This window comes from Xanthomarina sp. GH4-25 (genome assembly GCF_045363175.1).
Classification (GTDB): Bacteria; Bacteroidota; Bacteroidia; order Flavobacteriales; family Flavobacteriaceae; genus Xanthomarina.
Map to the genome: position 1 here is coordinate 277,643 of NZ_JBJFLO010000004.1, position 15,545 is coordinate 293,187.

Here is a 15,545-nt window from a genome sequence, read left to right on the forward strand (position 1 = left end):
CTTTTTTATTATTTAATTTGTTTACCATTTTTATCAGAAAAATGATATTCTAAGTATGTGTAAGCATCTCTTGGTAAAACTTTAACCCATTTCTTATGTTCAAAAAACCATTTTGAACGAATAGATGGAAAACCTTTTGTTAAAAAGGCTGCTATAAAAGGATGTGTGTTTAAAGTTATCTTTGTATAGTCTTTTTTAAATAATTGCTCCAGATCGTGATTAATCTTTTGTATTAATACAATTGGTGCTTCAACTTCTTCGCCACTAACACCATTAGGATTGTCCTCTCTGGTTTTAATGTTCATTTCTGGTCGAACACGCTGTCTTGTTATTTGTATTAATCCAAATTTACTTGGAGGTAATATTTTGTGTTTAGCTCTATCGTGTTTCATCTCATCTCTAAGATGATTGAAGAGCTTTTTTCTGTTTTCAGCTTTATTCATATCAATAAAGTCAACCACGATTATTCCTCCCATATCTCGAAGGCTTAATTGTCTTGCAATTTCAGAAGCTGCAATTAAATTTACTTCTAAGGCAGTATCTTCTTGGTTGTTTTCTTTATTAGATCTATTACCACTATTTACGTCAATAACATGTAAAGCTTCTGTATGTTCTATAATAACATAAGCTCCTTTTGCCATTGAAACAGTTTTTCCAAAAGACGTTTTAATTTGTCTTTCAATGCCAAACTTTTCAAAAATGGGAACATTAGATTGATATAATTTAACTATTGATTCTTTTTTTGGTGCAATCTCTTGCACATAATCTTTTATTTGAATGTAAAGCTCTTCATCATCAACATGAATGCTCGTAAAGGAGTCGTTAAAGATATCGCGTAAAATAGACGATGCTTTATTGAGTTCTCCTAATACTTTACTTGGATGATGGGCTTTGTGTAGCTTTTTACACATTGCGGTCCAACGACCTAACAAATTTTGTAAATCTTTATCTAGTTCGGCTACTTTTTTGCCTTCAGCTACAGTACGTACAATTATACCGAACCCTTGTGGAGTAATACTTTTTACAAGGCGTTTTAAACGGTCTTTCTCTGCTTTACTTTCTATTTTTTGAGAAATAGAAATTCTATCAGAAAAAGGGACTAAAACAATATATCTACCAGCAATAGAAAGCTCTGAGCTTATTCTAGGGCCTTTTGTAGATATAGGTTCTTTAGCAATTTGTACTAAAATAGACTGATTTGATTTTATGACGTCGTTTATTTTGCCGTCTTTATCAATATCTTTTTCAAATGGGAATTTGTTAAGAGTAAAATCTCTTAGTTTACCTGTGCTTACACTTTTTGTGAATTTTAAAAATGATGGGAGTTTTGGTCCTAAATCATGGTAATGTAAAAAGGCATCTTTTTCGTAGCCAACATTTACAAACGCCGCATTTAAACCAGGAACAGCTTTTCTTACTTTGGCAATAAACACATCGCCAACAGAAAAATTATTACTTCCTTCATCTTTTTGTAATTCAATTAGTTTTCCATCTTTTAATAAGGCAAAATCAACATGTTCTGAACTAGATCGAATAATCAATTCTTTATCCATTTTGTTAATTTTTATCCATACGCTCCAGTTAAGAGTTAAAAGTTAAGAGTTGATTTTTTTTTAGAACAACAACCAATAACTAACACCCCAAAACCAAATTATACAGATGGATGATACAATATTTTTATCCAACTATAATTTTTATAGCCAGATTCAATACCAAAAATAGAATATGGTAAAACCAACAATCTATTTTGATATTTCACAGGATTTTATAAAATCCGTGGAGTTGCAAACTACAATAGGTCAAAATTGTGTTTTTAACTCATTTCAAAGAACGTGAATACTATAAAACCGAAAAAGTAGTTATCTAACTACTTTTTCGACTTATTTCTTCTTTTTGTGACGATTAGCGCGTCTTCTTTTTTTACGCTTATGCGTAGCAACCTTGTGTCTTTTTCTTTTTTTTCCACTTGGCATAAGTAATGCTTTTTTTAAATTAATATTATAGGTCTTATTTAACCTCTACGTTTGTTTTAACTCCTTCTACAAAAACTTTTGCAGGTTTAAATGCTGGGATGTTGTGTGCTGGAATTTTGATAGTTGTATTTTTTGAAATATTTCTTCCAGTTTTTTCAGCTCTAGTTTTTACAATAAAACTACCAAAACCTCTTAAATATACATTATCACCACTTTCTAAGGAAGTTTTCACTTCTTCCATAAATGTTTCAACAGTTGCTTGAACATCGCCTTTTTCAATTCCTAATTTGTCAGAAATTTTTGCTACTAAATCAGCTTTAGTCATTTTTAATTTATTTAAGTTACTATTAATTATTAAAGGGATGCAAATATAGGAATTTAAAATTCAATATTTCAAACCTAATTCATTTAAATTTAAGTTAATAAACCTTTATTTTTGCCATTCTCATATAATTTTTATGTCTGTAACAAAAATTTTAACATCTTGGTATTCAGTTAATAAGCGTGATTTTCCATGGAGGGAAACCACAGATCCTTATAAAATATGGCTTTCAGAAATTATTTTACAACAAACCCAAATTAAACAAGGGTTGCCTTATTATCAATTGTTTGTAAACAAATACCCTACTGTTTTCCAGCTGTCTAATGCTAATGAGAGTGATGTTTTGAAATTATGGCAAGGTTTGGGTTACTATTCTAGAGCTAGAAATTTACATGCCACAGCAAAGTATATTGTAAATGACTTAAAAGGTGAGTTTCCAACAACATATAAAGAGTTAATAAAATTAAAAGGTATTGGTGATTATACTGCAAGTGCTATTGCTTCCATTTCTTTTAATGAACAAACAGCTGTTTTAGATGGAAATGTCTATAGGTTCTTATCTAGATATTATGGTATTGATACTCCTATAAATACAACATCTGGATTTAAAATTTTTAAAACTTTAGCTCAAGATGTATTAGATAAGACACATCCTGCAGAACACAATCAAGCTATTATGGATTTTGGTTCTAGACAATGTGCGCCTTCTAATCCCGATTGTTCAATTTGTCCGTTTAATAAATCTTGTGTTGCTTTTAGAGAAAATAGGGTTTCTGAATTACCAGTGAAAATAAAAGCTAATAAACCTGTAAAAAAATATTTTAACTTTTTAGTTTTTATTTCAGATTCAAGTGAAACAATTTTAGAAAAACGCCAAGAAAAAGGAATTTGGAAAAACCTCTACCAGTTTCCATTGATAGAGACTGAAAAAACTGTTAGTCTAGATTCTTTGTTGTTGACTTTAAAAAAACATCATTTAACCACTCATTTAGATTTTGATCTATCTTTATTTAATGATGTCGATATTGTTCATAAATTATCACATCAACATCTACATACAAAGTTTTGGATTTTAACAACAAAAAAATTACCAATAAAAGGAATACCTTCAAATAAAATTAAAGATTATGCAGTTCCAGTTTTAATAGAAAAATTTATTGACGATTTTAATTTTTAATCCTTTAACAAATTCACTCATAATTTTTTATTAATTTTAAAGAAATGAAAAGCAATTACGTAATTTTGCTGATTATTAACTGATAAACATATTATGTCTGGAACTTTAAATAAAGTGATGCTCATTGGCCATCTAGGAGATGTTGTTAAAATGCACTACTTTGATGGTGGAAATTGTATTGGTCGTTTTCCTTTAGCAACTAATGAAACATATACAAATAAACAAACTAACGAACGTATTACAAATACCGAATGGCACAATATTGTTGTAAGGAATAAAGCAGCCGAGATTTGCGAAAAATATTTAACCAAAGGCGATAAGGTTTATATCGAAGGCCGAATTAAAACAAGAAAATGGCAGGACGACAGTGGTAACGATAGATATTCTACCGAAATTCACTGTACAGACTTTACCTTTCTTACAACTAAAAATGAAAGTGGAAATAATCAGCCTGCAAATCAAGAAGCTCAAAAACCAGCAGATCAAAATCTATCAAGTAATCAAAATGAAGAAGGTAGCGACGACCTTCCGTTTTAACCATATATTTTTAATTAAAGAAACATTCATTGGATCCTGAACCCACGAGATTTTATTCCTTAATGTTGCCCACTTACCAAAACGATGCAGTTGGTCTAGTTGATTTTTCAATTGTTTTTGGCTTTGTGTTATTGGCTGTGCTATTATTATGTTCAGCACTTATTTCTGGGGCAGAAGTGGCTCTTTTTTCTTTAAATAGAACAGATTTAGAAGAAGGTGTTGAAGAAAATCCAAACACATTTAAAATAATTATCAAACTTTTAGAAAGGCCTAAAAAATTATTGGCTACTATTTTAGTTGCAAATAATTTTATAAATATAGCCATTGTTATTCTGTTTGCTTATTTAGGAAATTTTATTTTTAAAAGTATTGAAACACCACTCATTAAATTCTTAGTAGAAGTCGTAGTTGTCACTTTTTTAATTTTGCTTTTTGGAGAAATACTTCCTAAAATTTATGCAAGTAGAAATAAAGTAAAGTTCTCGAACTTTATGGCTTATCCATTAAAAGTCTTGGATGTAATATTTTCACCAATAAGTTTGCCCATGCGAAGCATTACTTTAGGGATCCATAATAAACTAGGAAAGCAAAAATCCAATTTAAGTGTGGATCAGCTTTCACAAGCTTTAGAGCTAACAAGTGAACATGATACCACTAAAGAAGAGCAAAAGATTCTTCAAGGAATTGTCTCTTTTGGGAATACCGATACCAAACAGGTTATGCGTCCTAGAATTGATATTTTTGCATTGAACATCAATCTGAAATATTTAGAAATTATCCCAGAAATTATTAGTCATGGTTATTCTAGAATTCCGGTTTTTGAAGATAATATAGATACTATTAAAGGAATTCTATACGTGAAAGATTTATTACCATATATTGATAGAAAACAATTCGATTGGACATCCCTTTTACGAGAACCGTTTTTTGTGCCAGAAAACAAAAAGCTGGATGATTTAATGGCTGAATTTCAAGAAAAGAAAGTGCATTTAGCCGTTGTTGTAGATGAATATGGAGGCACATCTGGATTAATTTCTTTAGAAGATATTATTGAAGAAATTGTTGGAGATATTAGTGATGAATATGATGACGAAGGTTTAATATATTCGAAATTAGATGATAAAAATTTTGTGTTTGAAGGGAAAACACCTTTAAAAGATTTCTATAAAATTATTAAACTTGACATAGATACGCTTTTTGAAGACCAAAAGGGAGAAGCAGAAACGGTTGCAGGATTTGTTTTAGAAATTTCTGGTGGTTTTCCAAAAACAGGAAGTAAAATAAATTTCGAAAATTACGTTTTTACTATTGAAGCTTTAGATAAAAAACGCATTAAACGTGTAAAAATAACCTTGCCTTAATTATGAAGAATAGTTTTTTGGTTTTCTGTATTCTAGTTGTTTTTATGTCTTGTGGTCAGGATCCTATTCCAAAACCCAATGCGTATCTAAGATTGGAATTTCCAGAAGCTAAATATCAAGAACTACAATTAGATTTGCCTTTTACTTTTGAAAAAAATCCATTGGCCACAAAAATTGAAGCTAAATCATTACAAGGCAAAACAGAAAGCTACGGAGTAACCTTACAATACCCAAGTTTAAAAGGAGCTATTTATCTTACCTATAAAAGCATAGATAATAATCAGGAACATTTAATGGCTTTTTTACGTGATGCTCAAAAATTTACACAAGAACACACTAAGAAAGCCGATGAGATAGTCGAGCAGGTCTTTGAAGATGAAAAACGACATGTCTACGGCATGATTTACGAAGTTGGGGGTAATGCAGCTTCGCAATCTCAGTTTTATGTTACCGATAGTACAAATCATTTTTTAACAGGCTCTTTGTATTTCTATGCGAAACCAAATTACGACTCTATTTATCCAGCAGCAAAATATCTAGAAAAAGACATCAAACATATTATGGAATCTGTTTCCTGGAAATAAATCTTCTTTTTTATATTTATACTTTAATAAAATATAAATGTTAAAATGATTTATAAATATTATAAAACCTTAATAATATTAGTTCTTACTGCTCTTTTATCTTGTAACAAGAATGACAATGAAGATAATCATGATTCTTATTTCTATGTTGCACTTCCTACAGACCCTGTAAAAGTTGTAAACACAAGTGGATCTTGGTTGGTTTACGACTTGCATATTAAAACTCCAAACATAGAAAAGGTAGTGGTGTTTCACGACGATATTCCGTTACTAACTTATACCAATTTTATAACACGTGATAATTTGCATATTGCGAGTATTTGGCTTGAATACCCTCAAGATGGTTGGGTGAAAGAACATTTAGTCCATGAATTTCAGTATCAGAATTCTATAAATCAACCAGAATTACATTCATTCAATTTAAAAGTTGAAAGAGAATATCCAAATCCCAAAACAGTAGAATTCCCAGTGCCTCAAGGTATCTGGTTGGCAGAAGGAGCCCCTGGGGTTTCTTCATATCATACAAGAGCTATTTTCCCCTTTCAAGAACCAATATATGATGAAGAACAAAACGGTTATTTGATTGGGAACAATCCACAACGATATGCCATAGATTATGCCTTATTCGAAAACAATCTTCCTTATAAAAATGATGGAAAAAACTTAACCGATTGGCATTGTTATAATTTACCGGTAAAAGCTGCAGAAGGAGGCAAGATACTTTTTACCGAAAATAATATTCCAGATAATCTTACTCCAGGAGAATTAGACTATCCAACAGATATGACTAATGCCTCTGGGAATGTTGTGTATATAGAGCATTTAGATGGGACTATTGGTGTTTATTGTCATTTAATACCAAATTCTATTCTGGTAAATGTTGGCGATTTTGTAACTACTGGTCAAGTTTTAGGTCGTCTAGGAAATTCTGGGAATTCTTTTGCACCTCACTTACACATGCACGTTCTTACAAATCCAGAAAACAAATCTTTAGTAGAATATGCAGATGGTCTTTATATGGAAAGTCTACCATATAAATTTCCTGAATTCGTTAAATTAGGAGCCTTAGAACCAGGTTATTTAGATGAAACACCTATAACCTCTTTTAGCCCAACCATGAATGTAAACTTTATTGGAAAGTTACCTTCAGAAAGTGATGTTATAGAGTTTTAAGTAAAAAGAAAGTACTAATCCTTCAGAGGGTTCCAATAATTGTTGGGTTCGAAGAATTCCATTTAAAGATTATTTTAATTAAAAAAAACTTGATTTATCGTTCCCTGAATACTTTTTGAGCAAAGATATTTTTACATGACTACTCATTAATTAGGTATAATAATCCAAGTCAAGTTTTTTGTGTCTTTGTTTGGAATGGACCTGGAACAGAATGTATTGGTAACCCAGCAGGTGCTAAATATATAGGTGTAGTTAGTTTAGATCCAAGATGAAATAAAACAAAAACAGGTAAAAAATATAAACCAAAAAAGCTAAACAGATCTGTTTAGCTTTTTTTATAAATAAAAATCAGTAAGCTTACGCTTTGCCTTTATCTGCACAGCAAGCCTTTTTACAATCTGCTTTGCATGCCATTTTTTTATCAGCTGTAGTTTCAGAAGTTTCAGCTTTGTCTGAGCAACAAGCTTTTTTACAGTCTTTGTCGCAAGCTTTCTTCTCAGCAGCTACGTTCTCACCAAAAGTATCAACTGTATGCATGTCTGTTACAGAATACATATCGCCAGTTTTTTTCACCACCTCTTCTAAAGACGTTGGTGTTACTTTTGCTTCGTCGTATTCAACCATCGCTAATTTTTTATCAAAATCTACGGTTGCAGATTTTACACCATCCATTTTAGCCATTTTCTTTTCAATGGTTTTGGCACATCCCATAGCGCATGTCATCCCTTCAATAGTAAACTCTGCTTTTGCATATGTTGCATTTGGGTCTAAGGTAGCTACTTCTTCTGTAGGTGTTTCTGTTTCAATTGTCACAACTTCAGGAGTTGTTTCATTTTTACAAGCTGTTATAAAAACAGTTAGTAATAATAGTCCGATAATATTTTTTAATACTTTCATTTGATTTAAATATGGATTTAGTGACAAAATTAGTAAATATTACTGTTTATTGTATCAAAAACAGCAATTTTGTGAGCTGAAACACATGTATGAAAAATATTCAGATTAAATGGTTGTATTTAGTTGTCCTGTCATTAATTTGGGGAACATCGTTTATATTAATTAAAAAATCCCTTCTTGGCTTAACTCCTTTTCAATTAGGCGCTTTAAGAACCATTATTACAGGTGTGTTTTTATTTACAGTAGGGTTTAGAAGCATTCAGCAAATTGAAAAAACACAATGGAAATGGATTGCCCTTACAGGATTGTTAGGTTCTTTTATTCCTGCCTTTTTATTTGCTATTGCAGAAACCGAAATTGATAGTGCTGTAGCTTCTATACTAAACTCTTTAGTGCCACTAAATACGATATTGTTAGGATTTGCTGTTTTTAGAATAGCATCAACCAAACGGCAGGTTCTAGGGGTTATAATTGGTTTTATTGGAACTGCTATTCTTATTCTTAAAGGTGCTGAGTTAAACCCGGAACAAAATTATTTATATGCAGGTTATGTTATTATTTCAACCATTATGTATGCCTTAAATGTCAATATAATAAAAAGACATTTACAAAACATAAAGCCTTTAAGTATTGCTGCAGGAAATTATGTCGTTATTGTTATTCCAGCTATTATAGTTTTGTTGTTTTCAGATTTTTTTAAAGCAGAAACCTTCTCAAATCCACATTTTAAAATGTCTTTGGTTTATGTAACCATTTTGTCGTTTTTTGGAACAGCTTTAGCAAAAGTCTTATTTAATAAGTTAATTCAGTTGTCAACACCAGTTTTTGCTTCGTCTGTTACGTATTTAATGCCAATAGTTGCTTTGACTTGGGGTGTTTTAGATGGAGAGGCATTTACAGTGTTACAAGGTTTTGCTACGATAATTATTTTGATAGGTGTTTATTTATCTCATAAGCGGCAGCCTTAATAATATCTTAAAAGCAAAGATTCCAATTCATAAATTCTATAAAAAATTATGCTTTCTGTAAAATAATCACGAAATTTAGTAACATTAATTCCTTAAAAATGAATACTTCTGCTAAAATTTCGATTAAGTATGGTTTAATAACTACCATCTTATTAATTGCTTATTTTTTAATTTTAAAAGTCATAGGATTGCATAATAATCCTTGGTTTAGAATGTTGAATGGTCTTTTTGTCGCCTTAGGAATTTTCTTAGCAATAAAGAATTATAAATTAATTTCTGGCAGCACATTCACTTATATTAATGGATTTAAAACAGGCTTGTTAACCGGTTTTCTTGCTACTTTTATTTTTGCTCTTTTTATGGGTATCTATATGTTTCATTTAGATGTTGATTTTATGAATAATCTGCTTAAAGATTGGTTTCAAGATTATAATCATGGAGGAGGCATCCTAATATTTATAATTCTCATAGAAGGGCTCTCTTCATCAACCATTCTTACCTTAACTTTTATGCAAATATTTAAAAACAGTAAAAATCTCACTCAAAATTAATAAAACGTTTGTAGTTTAATTAATTAGCAGTATATTTGCACTCATTTTTTGAACAAATTAATTAATAAAAAGTTACGCTATGTACGCAATTGTAGAGATAGCAGGGCATCAATTCAAAGTTGAAAAAGACCAAAAAGTCTTTGTCAATCGATTAGCAACAGAAGAAGGAAAACAAGTGTCTTTTGACAATGTACTTCTTTTAGCTGATGGAGACAAAGTTACTGTAGGCGCCCCAGCTATAACTGGAGCTCAAGTAGGAGCCAAAGTTTTAAAGCACCTTAAAGGTGATAAAGTAATCGTTTTCAAAAAGAAAAGACGTAAGGGTTACCGTGTAAAAAACGGACACAGACAATCTTTAACAGAAATCTTAATTGAAAACATAGTAGCTTCAGGAGCTAAGCCAGCAGCAAAAGCTGAAAAAGCTGCTCCAGCAAAAGAAGTGAAAAAAGCAGAAAAGAAAGCTGCTCCAGCTAAAAAAGCTGAACCAAAAGCAGAAGCTAAAAAAGCAACTCCAAAAAAATCAACTGCAAAAGCAGACGATTTAAAGAAAATTGAAGGTGCTGGACCTAAAGCTGCTGAAGCATTAGTAAACGCAGGTTTTGATACCTTTGCTAAAGTAGCAAAAGCGAAGCCTGAAGCATTAAGTGCTGTTTTATCTGAAGCTAGCTCAAGATTAGCACATATAGTTACAGACACTTGGCCAAAACAAGCTAAATTAGCTGCAGATGGTAAGTGGGATGAACTAAAAGAATTACAAGACAAATTAGATGGTGGAATTGAAAAGTAATTTTCGTTTCATTTAATATTAACAAAATAAAACCTTAAGACAATGGCTCATAAAAAAGGAGTTGGTAGTTCTAAAAACGGTAGAGAATCAGAATCAAAACGCTTAGGTGTAAAGATTTTTGGTGGACAAGCTGCTATTGCTGGAAATATCATTGTAAGACAAAGAGGCAATACACATCACCCAGGTGAAAATGTGTATGGTGGAAAAGATCACACGTTACACGCTAAAGTGGACGGTCTTGTGAAATTTACAAAGAAAAAAGATAATAAATCTTATGTTTCTATTGAACCTTTCGAGGCTTAAGAAACAGTTCTTTTAAATATTTTTAAAACCCTTTCAGGAAACTGAGAGGGTTTTTATTTTGCCACAATCTCTTGGATAATCTTTACATGATGATTGGTATGAAGCTCCAAAAACCGATAGATTCTTTTCTTGTTAACATTCCCAAAAAGAGGATGTTTAAAAAACGCATTTGCATCTAAATCTGGAATTATGTCAATATTAGTTTTTGTGTGTTGAAGTTGTTTTATAAGATCTTCTTTTAAAACTGTTTCTGGTGGTTTAACTTGTTTTGGTGCTTTTGCTTTTCCTCTAGGAAAAAAACCAAGTGTAAAGAATACCTTTCCTAAAAAGCTAAAATTATTTTTATATAAAGTTGGATCTGAAGATTGAAGAGTTAGAGCCACTTGATTAATCACTTTAAAACTATGATCGATATGCCAACCAATGCTGGCTTTAGAAACTTTTAGATTTACAACCTCTTGTTGCTCTATGTGGTTTTCTAAAGTATTAATTAAAAGATGTAATTTTTTTGAGTTCATAAAATGATTTTTTATAATGGTGAAGGTAATAATTAATAGATGCTAAAAAAAAATCCCAAACCTTCATTTGAAAGTTTGGGATTAAATATGTTATTTTAAGATTCTTTGCTTTAGCTCAGAATGTCTATTAATATCTGTAATATTCAGGTTTAAAAGGTCCTTCAACCTCCACACCAATATATTTAGCTTGATCTTCACGAAGTTCAGTCAACTCGACACCAATTTTTGCTAAGTGTAATTGCGCTACTTTTTCATCTAAATGTTTTGGTAACATATACACTTCGTTTTTGTAAGCATCTCTGTTTGTCCAAAGTTCAATTTGAGCTAATGTTTGGTTTGTAAAAGAGTTACTCATTACAAAACTAGGATGTCCTGTAGCACAGCCTAAATTTACCAAACGACCTTGAGCCAAAATTATCACATCTTTTCCATCAACAGTATATTTGTCAACTTGTGGCTTAATAGTGTTTTTTGTATGACCATGATTTTTGTTTAACCAGGCCATGTCAATTTCGTTGTCGAAATGTCCAATATTACAAACAATGGTTTTGTCTTTCATAGCTTCAAAATGACGCCCTTGAACAATATCTTTATTCCCAGTTGTTGTAATAACAATGTCTGCATTACCAACAACAGTTTCTAGTTTTTTCACTTCAAAACCATCCATAGCAGCTTGTAAAGCACAAATAGGATCGATTTCCGTAACAGTTACAATACTTCCTGCACCTTTAAAAGAAGCAGCTGTTCCCTTACCAACATCTCCATATCCACAAACAACAACACGTTTTCCAGCCATCATGATATCTGTTGCACGACGAACAGCATCTACAGCACTTTCGCGACAACCGTATTTGTTATCAAATTTAGACTTTGTAACAGAATCGTTTACGTTAATTGCAGGCATTGGTAATGTTCCTGCTTTCATACGCTCGTATAATCTGTGAACTCCAGTAGTTGTTTCTTCAGAAAGCCCATTTATTCCAGCTGCAAGCTCAGGGTATTTATCTAAAACCATATTGGTTAAATCGCCACCATCGTCAAGAATCATGTTCAATGGTTTACGGTCTTCTCCAAAAAATAAGGTTTGTTCGATACACCAATCAAATTCTTCTTCTGTCATATCTTTCCAAGCATAAACAGCTGTTCCAGCATCTGCAATAGCAGCAGCAGCTTGATCTTGAGTAGAAAATATATTACAAGAACTCCAAGTTACTTCAGCTCCTAAAGCTTGTAAAGTTTCTATTAAAACAGCAGTTTGAATGGTCATGTGTAAACATCCAGCAATTCTAGCTCCTTTAAGAGGTTGAGAGTTTTTGTATTCTTCACGTAAACTCATTAATCCTGGCATTTCAGCTTCAGCTAATTCAATTTCTTTTCTTCCCCAATCTGCTAGTGAGATATCTTTTACCTTGTTAGGTACGTAAGCTATAGTTTTTGTACTCATAGTTATTTTTTCTTAATGTTTTTATAGTCTAACAACTTTGGCAATAGCACTTAAAATAGTTAAATTCGCTTGTCAGAATTGTTAAATCTGCCTTAGGCAGTGCAAAGATAACTAATAACTTTTAGAATATTAAATGCCTCTTTATAAAACCCTTAGTCCTAATTCACAAACTACTGTTAAAATCTGGAAGATAACAGAGTCTTATTCCGATTTATTTCAGTCAGTTAGCTTAAAACCTGAAAACTTGCAACGTGTTTTAGGAATGAAAAGTGAATTGCACCGAAGAGGGTTCTTAAGTGTTAGAAAGTTGCTAGCTGAATTTGGATATGCAGATTCCGACTTGTATTACGATGAAAATGGGAAACCACATCTAAAAGATGGAAAGCACATCTCAATTACACATTCTTTTACGTTTTCTGGAATTGTTGTTAGCGATTTTAAAGTAGGAATTGATATTGAAAAACAACGAGAAAAAATTGGAGTTATAGCCCATAAATTTATGGAATATGAATTTCAGTATTTAAAAAAAGAAGCAGCTGATTATATTAATAAATTGACTGTGATCTGGTGTGTCAAAGAATCTCTTTATAAATTATTTTCAACACCCGGTTTAAGTTTTTTACAACATACGTTAGTCATTCCGTTTACTATTGAAGAAGCATCAACTATGGCGTGGATTGATTATGAAGATAAGAAACACAGGTTTTATACAGAGTTTTTTGAGTTTGAAGGTTTTACCTGTGCTTACGCCTTACCATTTTAATTATTTAGAATTAATAATTCGTGGAAAACATATACAATAACTTATTACAATCTATTTCTAAAGGAGAAAAGCTATTGGCTGTTTTAATCGATCCAGATAAAATGAAGCCTGAAGGCTTATCTGACTTTGTTGTGAAGATTCATAAATCTGTGTCAACGCACATTTTTGTAGGTGGAAGCACAGTTGAAGAATCAGCTACTAGTAAACTAGTATCCGAAATAAAAAAACACACGAAATTACCTATTGTATTATTTCCAGGAGATGTCTCTCAATTAACAGGTCAAGCAGATGCCTTGTTATTTTTATCTTTAATTTCTGGAAGAAATCCAGAGTATCTAATAGGGAAGCATGTGGCTTCGGTTTCAAAATTACGCCAAATGCAGCTTGAGGTGATTCCAACGGGATATATGCTTATTGAAAATGGAAAAGAAACGGCTGTTCAAAAAGTAACAGATACGAAACCCATGTCTATAAATCATATTCCGGAGATTGTAGATACAGCAAAAGCTGGAGAATTATTAGGTATGAAGTTAATTTACTTAGAAGCTGGAAGTGGTGCTTTGCATCCAATTTCTTCAGACATAATAAGAAAAGTGAAACATGAATTAAGTGTTCCTCTAATTGTTGGAGGTGGTATTAGAACGAAAAAACAATTGGAATTAACATATCAATCTGGAGCAGATTTAGTAGTTATTGGAACTGCTTTTGAGGAGGATGAAGTTTTTTTTGAAGAATTAAATAAGTTAAAATAAAATTCTTACCCTCAAGAAATAAAAATAATATAGCAATGAAAATATCAGTAGATTTAACCTTATCGCCTTTGCAAGATGATTACGAAATACATGTTATAAATTTTATAAAAAGTTTAAGGGATTCTAAATTTATAGTTTTGGAAAACCCTTTAAGCACCCAGATATTTGGAGAATATCACGAGTTGATGCCTTTTTTAACAGGGCTAATCCATAAGTCGTTCGAAGAACAAAAAATATGTGTCTTAACCATGAAGGTTGTAAAAACCGATAGAAGCGACTATGAACCAGATTTTTAATTTTTTCTTCGAGCAATATGCAGGTTATCAAGCCATAGATATTACACTAGAGATTATTGCCGTTGTTTTTGGGTTTTTGTCTGTTTGGTTTTCAAAACAGAACAACATCTTGGTCTTTCCAACTGGAATGATTAGCACAAGTATTTTTGTATACTTACTTTTTAAATGGTCTTTATTAGGCGATATGATGATTAACGCCTACTATTTTATAATGAGTGTTTATGGTTGGTATATTTGGACAAGAAAAGTAGATGCAACTCATGTTACTCCCATTTCGGTTACTACTAAAAATGAAAAAGTTACAAGCGTTTGGATTTTTATAGCAACCTTGTTATTTGTGTTTATTGTCTATAAAACTTTCAATATGTGGACCGGTTGGGTTGCATATGTGGATACGGTTACTACTGCCATTTTTTTTGTTGGTATGTGGCTCATGGCAAGAAGGAAAGTAGAAAACTGGATTTTTTGGATTATAGGCGATTTAATATCAATTCCTCTATATTTTTATAAAGGATTTACCTTTACTAGTTTACAATATTTAGGTTTTACAATAATTGCAATATATGGATATTTAGCATGGAGGAAACTCTCAAACAAATCGACAGTAACTGCATAAAAGTAGTTTTATTTGGACCTGAATCTACAGGAAAAACAGTTTTAGCAAAACAATTAGCTGAATACTATAAGACGCTTTGGGTTCCAGAATTCTCAAGATTATATGCTGAAGAAAAAGCAAACAATAACGAACGTCTAACAAAAAAAGATGTATTACCTATAGCTAAAGGTCAAATGGCTTTAGAGAATTTAATAACAAAGCAAGTCACTAACTTATTAATATGCGATACCAATTTATTAGAAACGAAAGTCTATAGTGAGACCTATTATAACGGGTATTCACCTAGGTTATTGAACAAATTTGCAACTGAAAATGAGTATAATATTTATTTTTTAACTAATATTGATATCCCTTGGGAGGATGATGGAATTCGTGATAAACCAAATGAACGAGAAGACATGTTCAAGGCATTTCAAAACGAGTTAATTAAAAACAAATTACCCTATGTGTTGCTAAGTGGGAGTTTAGCGCAACGACTAAAAATAGCCATAAAACACATAGATAAATTATTAAAAAAATAACT

General features: G+C 31.5%; 19 protein-coding genes. 14 read left to right on the forward strand and 5 right to left on the reverse strand.

Features of this window, described 5'->3' with window-relative positions:
• Nucleotides 1-8: 8 nt before the first annotated feature.
• Both ACI5KZ_RS07540 and ACI5KZ_RS07545 read right to left on the reverse strand, forming a co-directional pair.
• A complete protein-coding gene (locus ACI5KZ_RS07540) occupies nucleotides 9-1,553 on the reverse strand; it encodes a ribonuclease E/G (RefSeq protein ID WP_109308365.1) in 1,545 nt (514 codons plus the stop codon).
• Between the two features lie 454 nt (nucleotides 1,554-2,007).
• Complete coding sequence (locus tag ACI5KZ_RS07545; RefSeq protein WP_109308366.1) at nucleotides 2,008-2,298, reverse strand: HU family DNA-binding protein; 291 nt, start codon at nucleotides 2,296-2,298, stop codon at nucleotides 2,008-2,010.
• Between the two features lie 133 nt (nucleotides 2,299-2,431).
• On the opposite strand from ACI5KZ_RS07545, the gene mutY reads away from it, so the two are divergent.
• The 5 genes from mutY to ACI5KZ_RS07570 all read left to right on the forward strand — a co-directional run bounded on the left by mutY (nucleotide 2,432) and on the right by ACI5KZ_RS07570 (nucleotide 7,127).
• Nucleotides 2,432-3,472 carry an A/G-specific adenine glycosylase gene (mutY, locus tag ACI5KZ_RS07550; RefSeq protein ID WP_109308367.1) on the forward strand — a complete coding sequence of 347 codons (1,041 nt, stop codon included), beginning with the start codon at nucleotides 2,432-2,434 and terminating at the stop codon, nucleotides 3,470-3,472.
• Nucleotides 3,473-3,565: 93 nt separating this feature from the next.
• Entirely contained in the window at nucleotides 3,566-4,009 is a 444-nt protein-coding gene (locus ACI5KZ_RS07555; RefSeq protein ID WP_109308368.1) for a single-stranded DNA-binding protein, read from the forward strand.
• Between the two features lie 29 nt (nucleotides 4,010-4,038).
• Nucleotides 4,039-5,370, forward strand: coding sequence for a gliding motility-associated protein GldE (locus ACI5KZ_RS07560; RefSeq protein WP_406847344.1), 1,332 nt, complete (start codon nucleotides 4,039-4,041; stop codon nucleotides 5,368-5,370).
• 2 nt (nucleotides 5,371-5,372) lie between these two features.
• A complete protein-coding gene (gene gldD, locus ACI5KZ_RS07565; RefSeq protein WP_109308370.1) occupies nucleotides 5,373-5,954 on the forward strand; it encodes a gliding motility lipoprotein GldD in 582 nt (193 codons plus the stop codon).
• 45 nt (nucleotides 5,955-5,999) lie between these two features.
• Nucleotides 6,000-7,127 carry a M23 family metallopeptidase gene (locus ACI5KZ_RS07570; protein WP_406847345.1) on the forward strand — a complete coding sequence of 376 codons (1,128 nt, stop codon included), beginning with the start codon at nucleotides 6,000-6,002 and terminating at the stop codon, nucleotides 7,125-7,127.
• A gap of 357 nt (nucleotides 7,128-7,484) precedes the next feature.
• Here ACI5KZ_RS07570 and ACI5KZ_RS07575 read toward each other — a convergent pair whose 3' ends face one another.
• Nucleotides 7,485-8,024 carry a heavy-metal-associated domain-containing protein gene (locus tag ACI5KZ_RS07575; protein WP_109308372.1) on the reverse strand — a complete coding sequence of 180 codons (540 nt, stop codon included), beginning with the start codon at nucleotides 8,022-8,024 and terminating at the stop codon, nucleotides 7,485-7,487.
• 89 nt (nucleotides 8,025-8,113) lie between these two features.
• Here ACI5KZ_RS07575 and ACI5KZ_RS07580 point away from each other — a divergent pair, with 89 nt between their 5' ends.
• From ACI5KZ_RS07580 to rpmA, 4 genes are all read left to right on the forward strand, one after another.
• A complete protein-coding gene (locus ACI5KZ_RS07580; protein WP_109308373.1) occupies nucleotides 8,114-8,992 on the forward strand; it encodes a DMT family transporter in 879 nt (292 codons plus the stop codon).
• Nucleotides 8,993-9,090: 98 nt separating this feature from the next.
• Nucleotides 9,091-9,543, forward strand: coding sequence for a DUF4199 domain-containing protein (locus ACI5KZ_RS07585; protein WP_109308374.1), 453 nt, complete (start codon nucleotides 9,091-9,093; stop codon nucleotides 9,541-9,543).
• 79 nt (nucleotides 9,544-9,622) lie between these two features.
• Nucleotides 9,623-10,330, forward strand: coding sequence for a 50S ribosomal protein L21 (gene rplU, locus ACI5KZ_RS07590; RefSeq protein WP_109308375.1), 708 nt, complete (start codon nucleotides 9,623-9,625; stop codon nucleotides 10,328-10,330).
• Between the two features lie 42 nt (nucleotides 10,331-10,372).
• Nucleotides 10,373-10,633 (forward strand): 50S ribosomal protein L27, encoded by a 261-nt coding sequence (gene rpmA / locus ACI5KZ_RS07595; protein ID WP_066255114.1) that lies wholly within the window; start codon nucleotides 10,373-10,375, stop codon nucleotides 10,631-10,633.
• 53 nt (nucleotides 10,634-10,686) lie between these two features.
• On the opposite strand, the gene ACI5KZ_RS07600 is transcribed toward rpmA, so the two are convergent.
• Both ACI5KZ_RS07600 and ahcY read right to left on the reverse strand, forming a co-directional pair.
• The gene (locus ACI5KZ_RS07600) at nucleotides 10,687-11,151 is read right to left on the reverse strand and encodes a DUF1569 domain-containing protein (protein WP_406847346.1); all 465 of its coding nucleotides are present in this window, start codon (nucleotides 11,149-11,151) and stop codon (nucleotides 10,687-10,689) included.
• 127 nt (nucleotides 11,152-11,278) lie between these two features.
• On the reverse strand, nucleotides 11,279-12,595 hold the full coding sequence (ahcY, locus tag ACI5KZ_RS07605; protein WP_109308377.1) for an adenosylhomocysteinase: 1,317 nt from the start codon (nucleotides 12,593-12,595) through the stop codon (nucleotides 11,279-11,281).
• A gap of 133 nt (nucleotides 12,596-12,728) precedes the next feature.
• On the opposite strand from ahcY, the gene ACI5KZ_RS07610 reads away from it, so the two are divergent.
• Genes ACI5KZ_RS07610 through ACI5KZ_RS07630 form a run of 5 tightly spaced genes read left to right on the forward strand, consistent with a single transcriptional unit; the run spans nucleotide 12,729 to nucleotide 15,543 of the window.
• Complete coding sequence (locus ACI5KZ_RS07610) at nucleotides 12,729-13,358, forward strand: 4'-phosphopantetheinyl transferase superfamily protein (protein WP_109308378.1); 630 nt, start codon at nucleotides 12,729-12,731, stop codon at nucleotides 13,356-13,358.
• 20 nt (nucleotides 13,359-13,378) lie between these two features.
• Nucleotides 13,379-14,110 carry a geranylgeranylglyceryl/heptaprenylglyceryl phosphate synthase gene (locus tag ACI5KZ_RS07615; protein WP_109308379.1) on the forward strand — a complete coding sequence of 244 codons (732 nt, stop codon included), beginning with the start codon at nucleotides 13,379-13,381 and terminating at the stop codon, nucleotides 14,108-14,110.
• Between the two features lie 35 nt (nucleotides 14,111-14,145).
• The gene (locus ACI5KZ_RS07620) at nucleotides 14,146-14,406 is read left to right on the forward strand and encodes a hypothetical protein (RefSeq protein WP_109308380.1); all 261 of its coding nucleotides are present in this window, start codon (nucleotides 14,146-14,148) and stop codon (nucleotides 14,404-14,406) included.
• Nucleotides 14,390-15,022: a nicotinamide riboside transporter PnuC gene (gene pnuC, locus ACI5KZ_RS07625; RefSeq protein ID WP_109308381.1), complete on the forward strand. Its 633-nt coding sequence runs from the start codon at nucleotides 14,390-14,392 to the stop codon at nucleotides 15,020-15,022. The genes ACI5KZ_RS07620 and pnuC overlap by 17 nt, the downstream gene beginning before the upstream one ends.
• On the forward strand, nucleotides 14,983-15,543 hold the full coding sequence (locus ACI5KZ_RS07630) for an AAA family ATPase (RefSeq protein ID WP_109308382.1): 561 nt from the start codon (nucleotides 14,983-14,985) through the stop codon (nucleotides 15,541-15,543). Before pnuC ends, ACI5KZ_RS07630 begins: the two co-directional genes overlap by 40 nt.
• The last annotated feature ends 2 nt before the right edge of the window (nucleotides 15,544-15,545 follow it).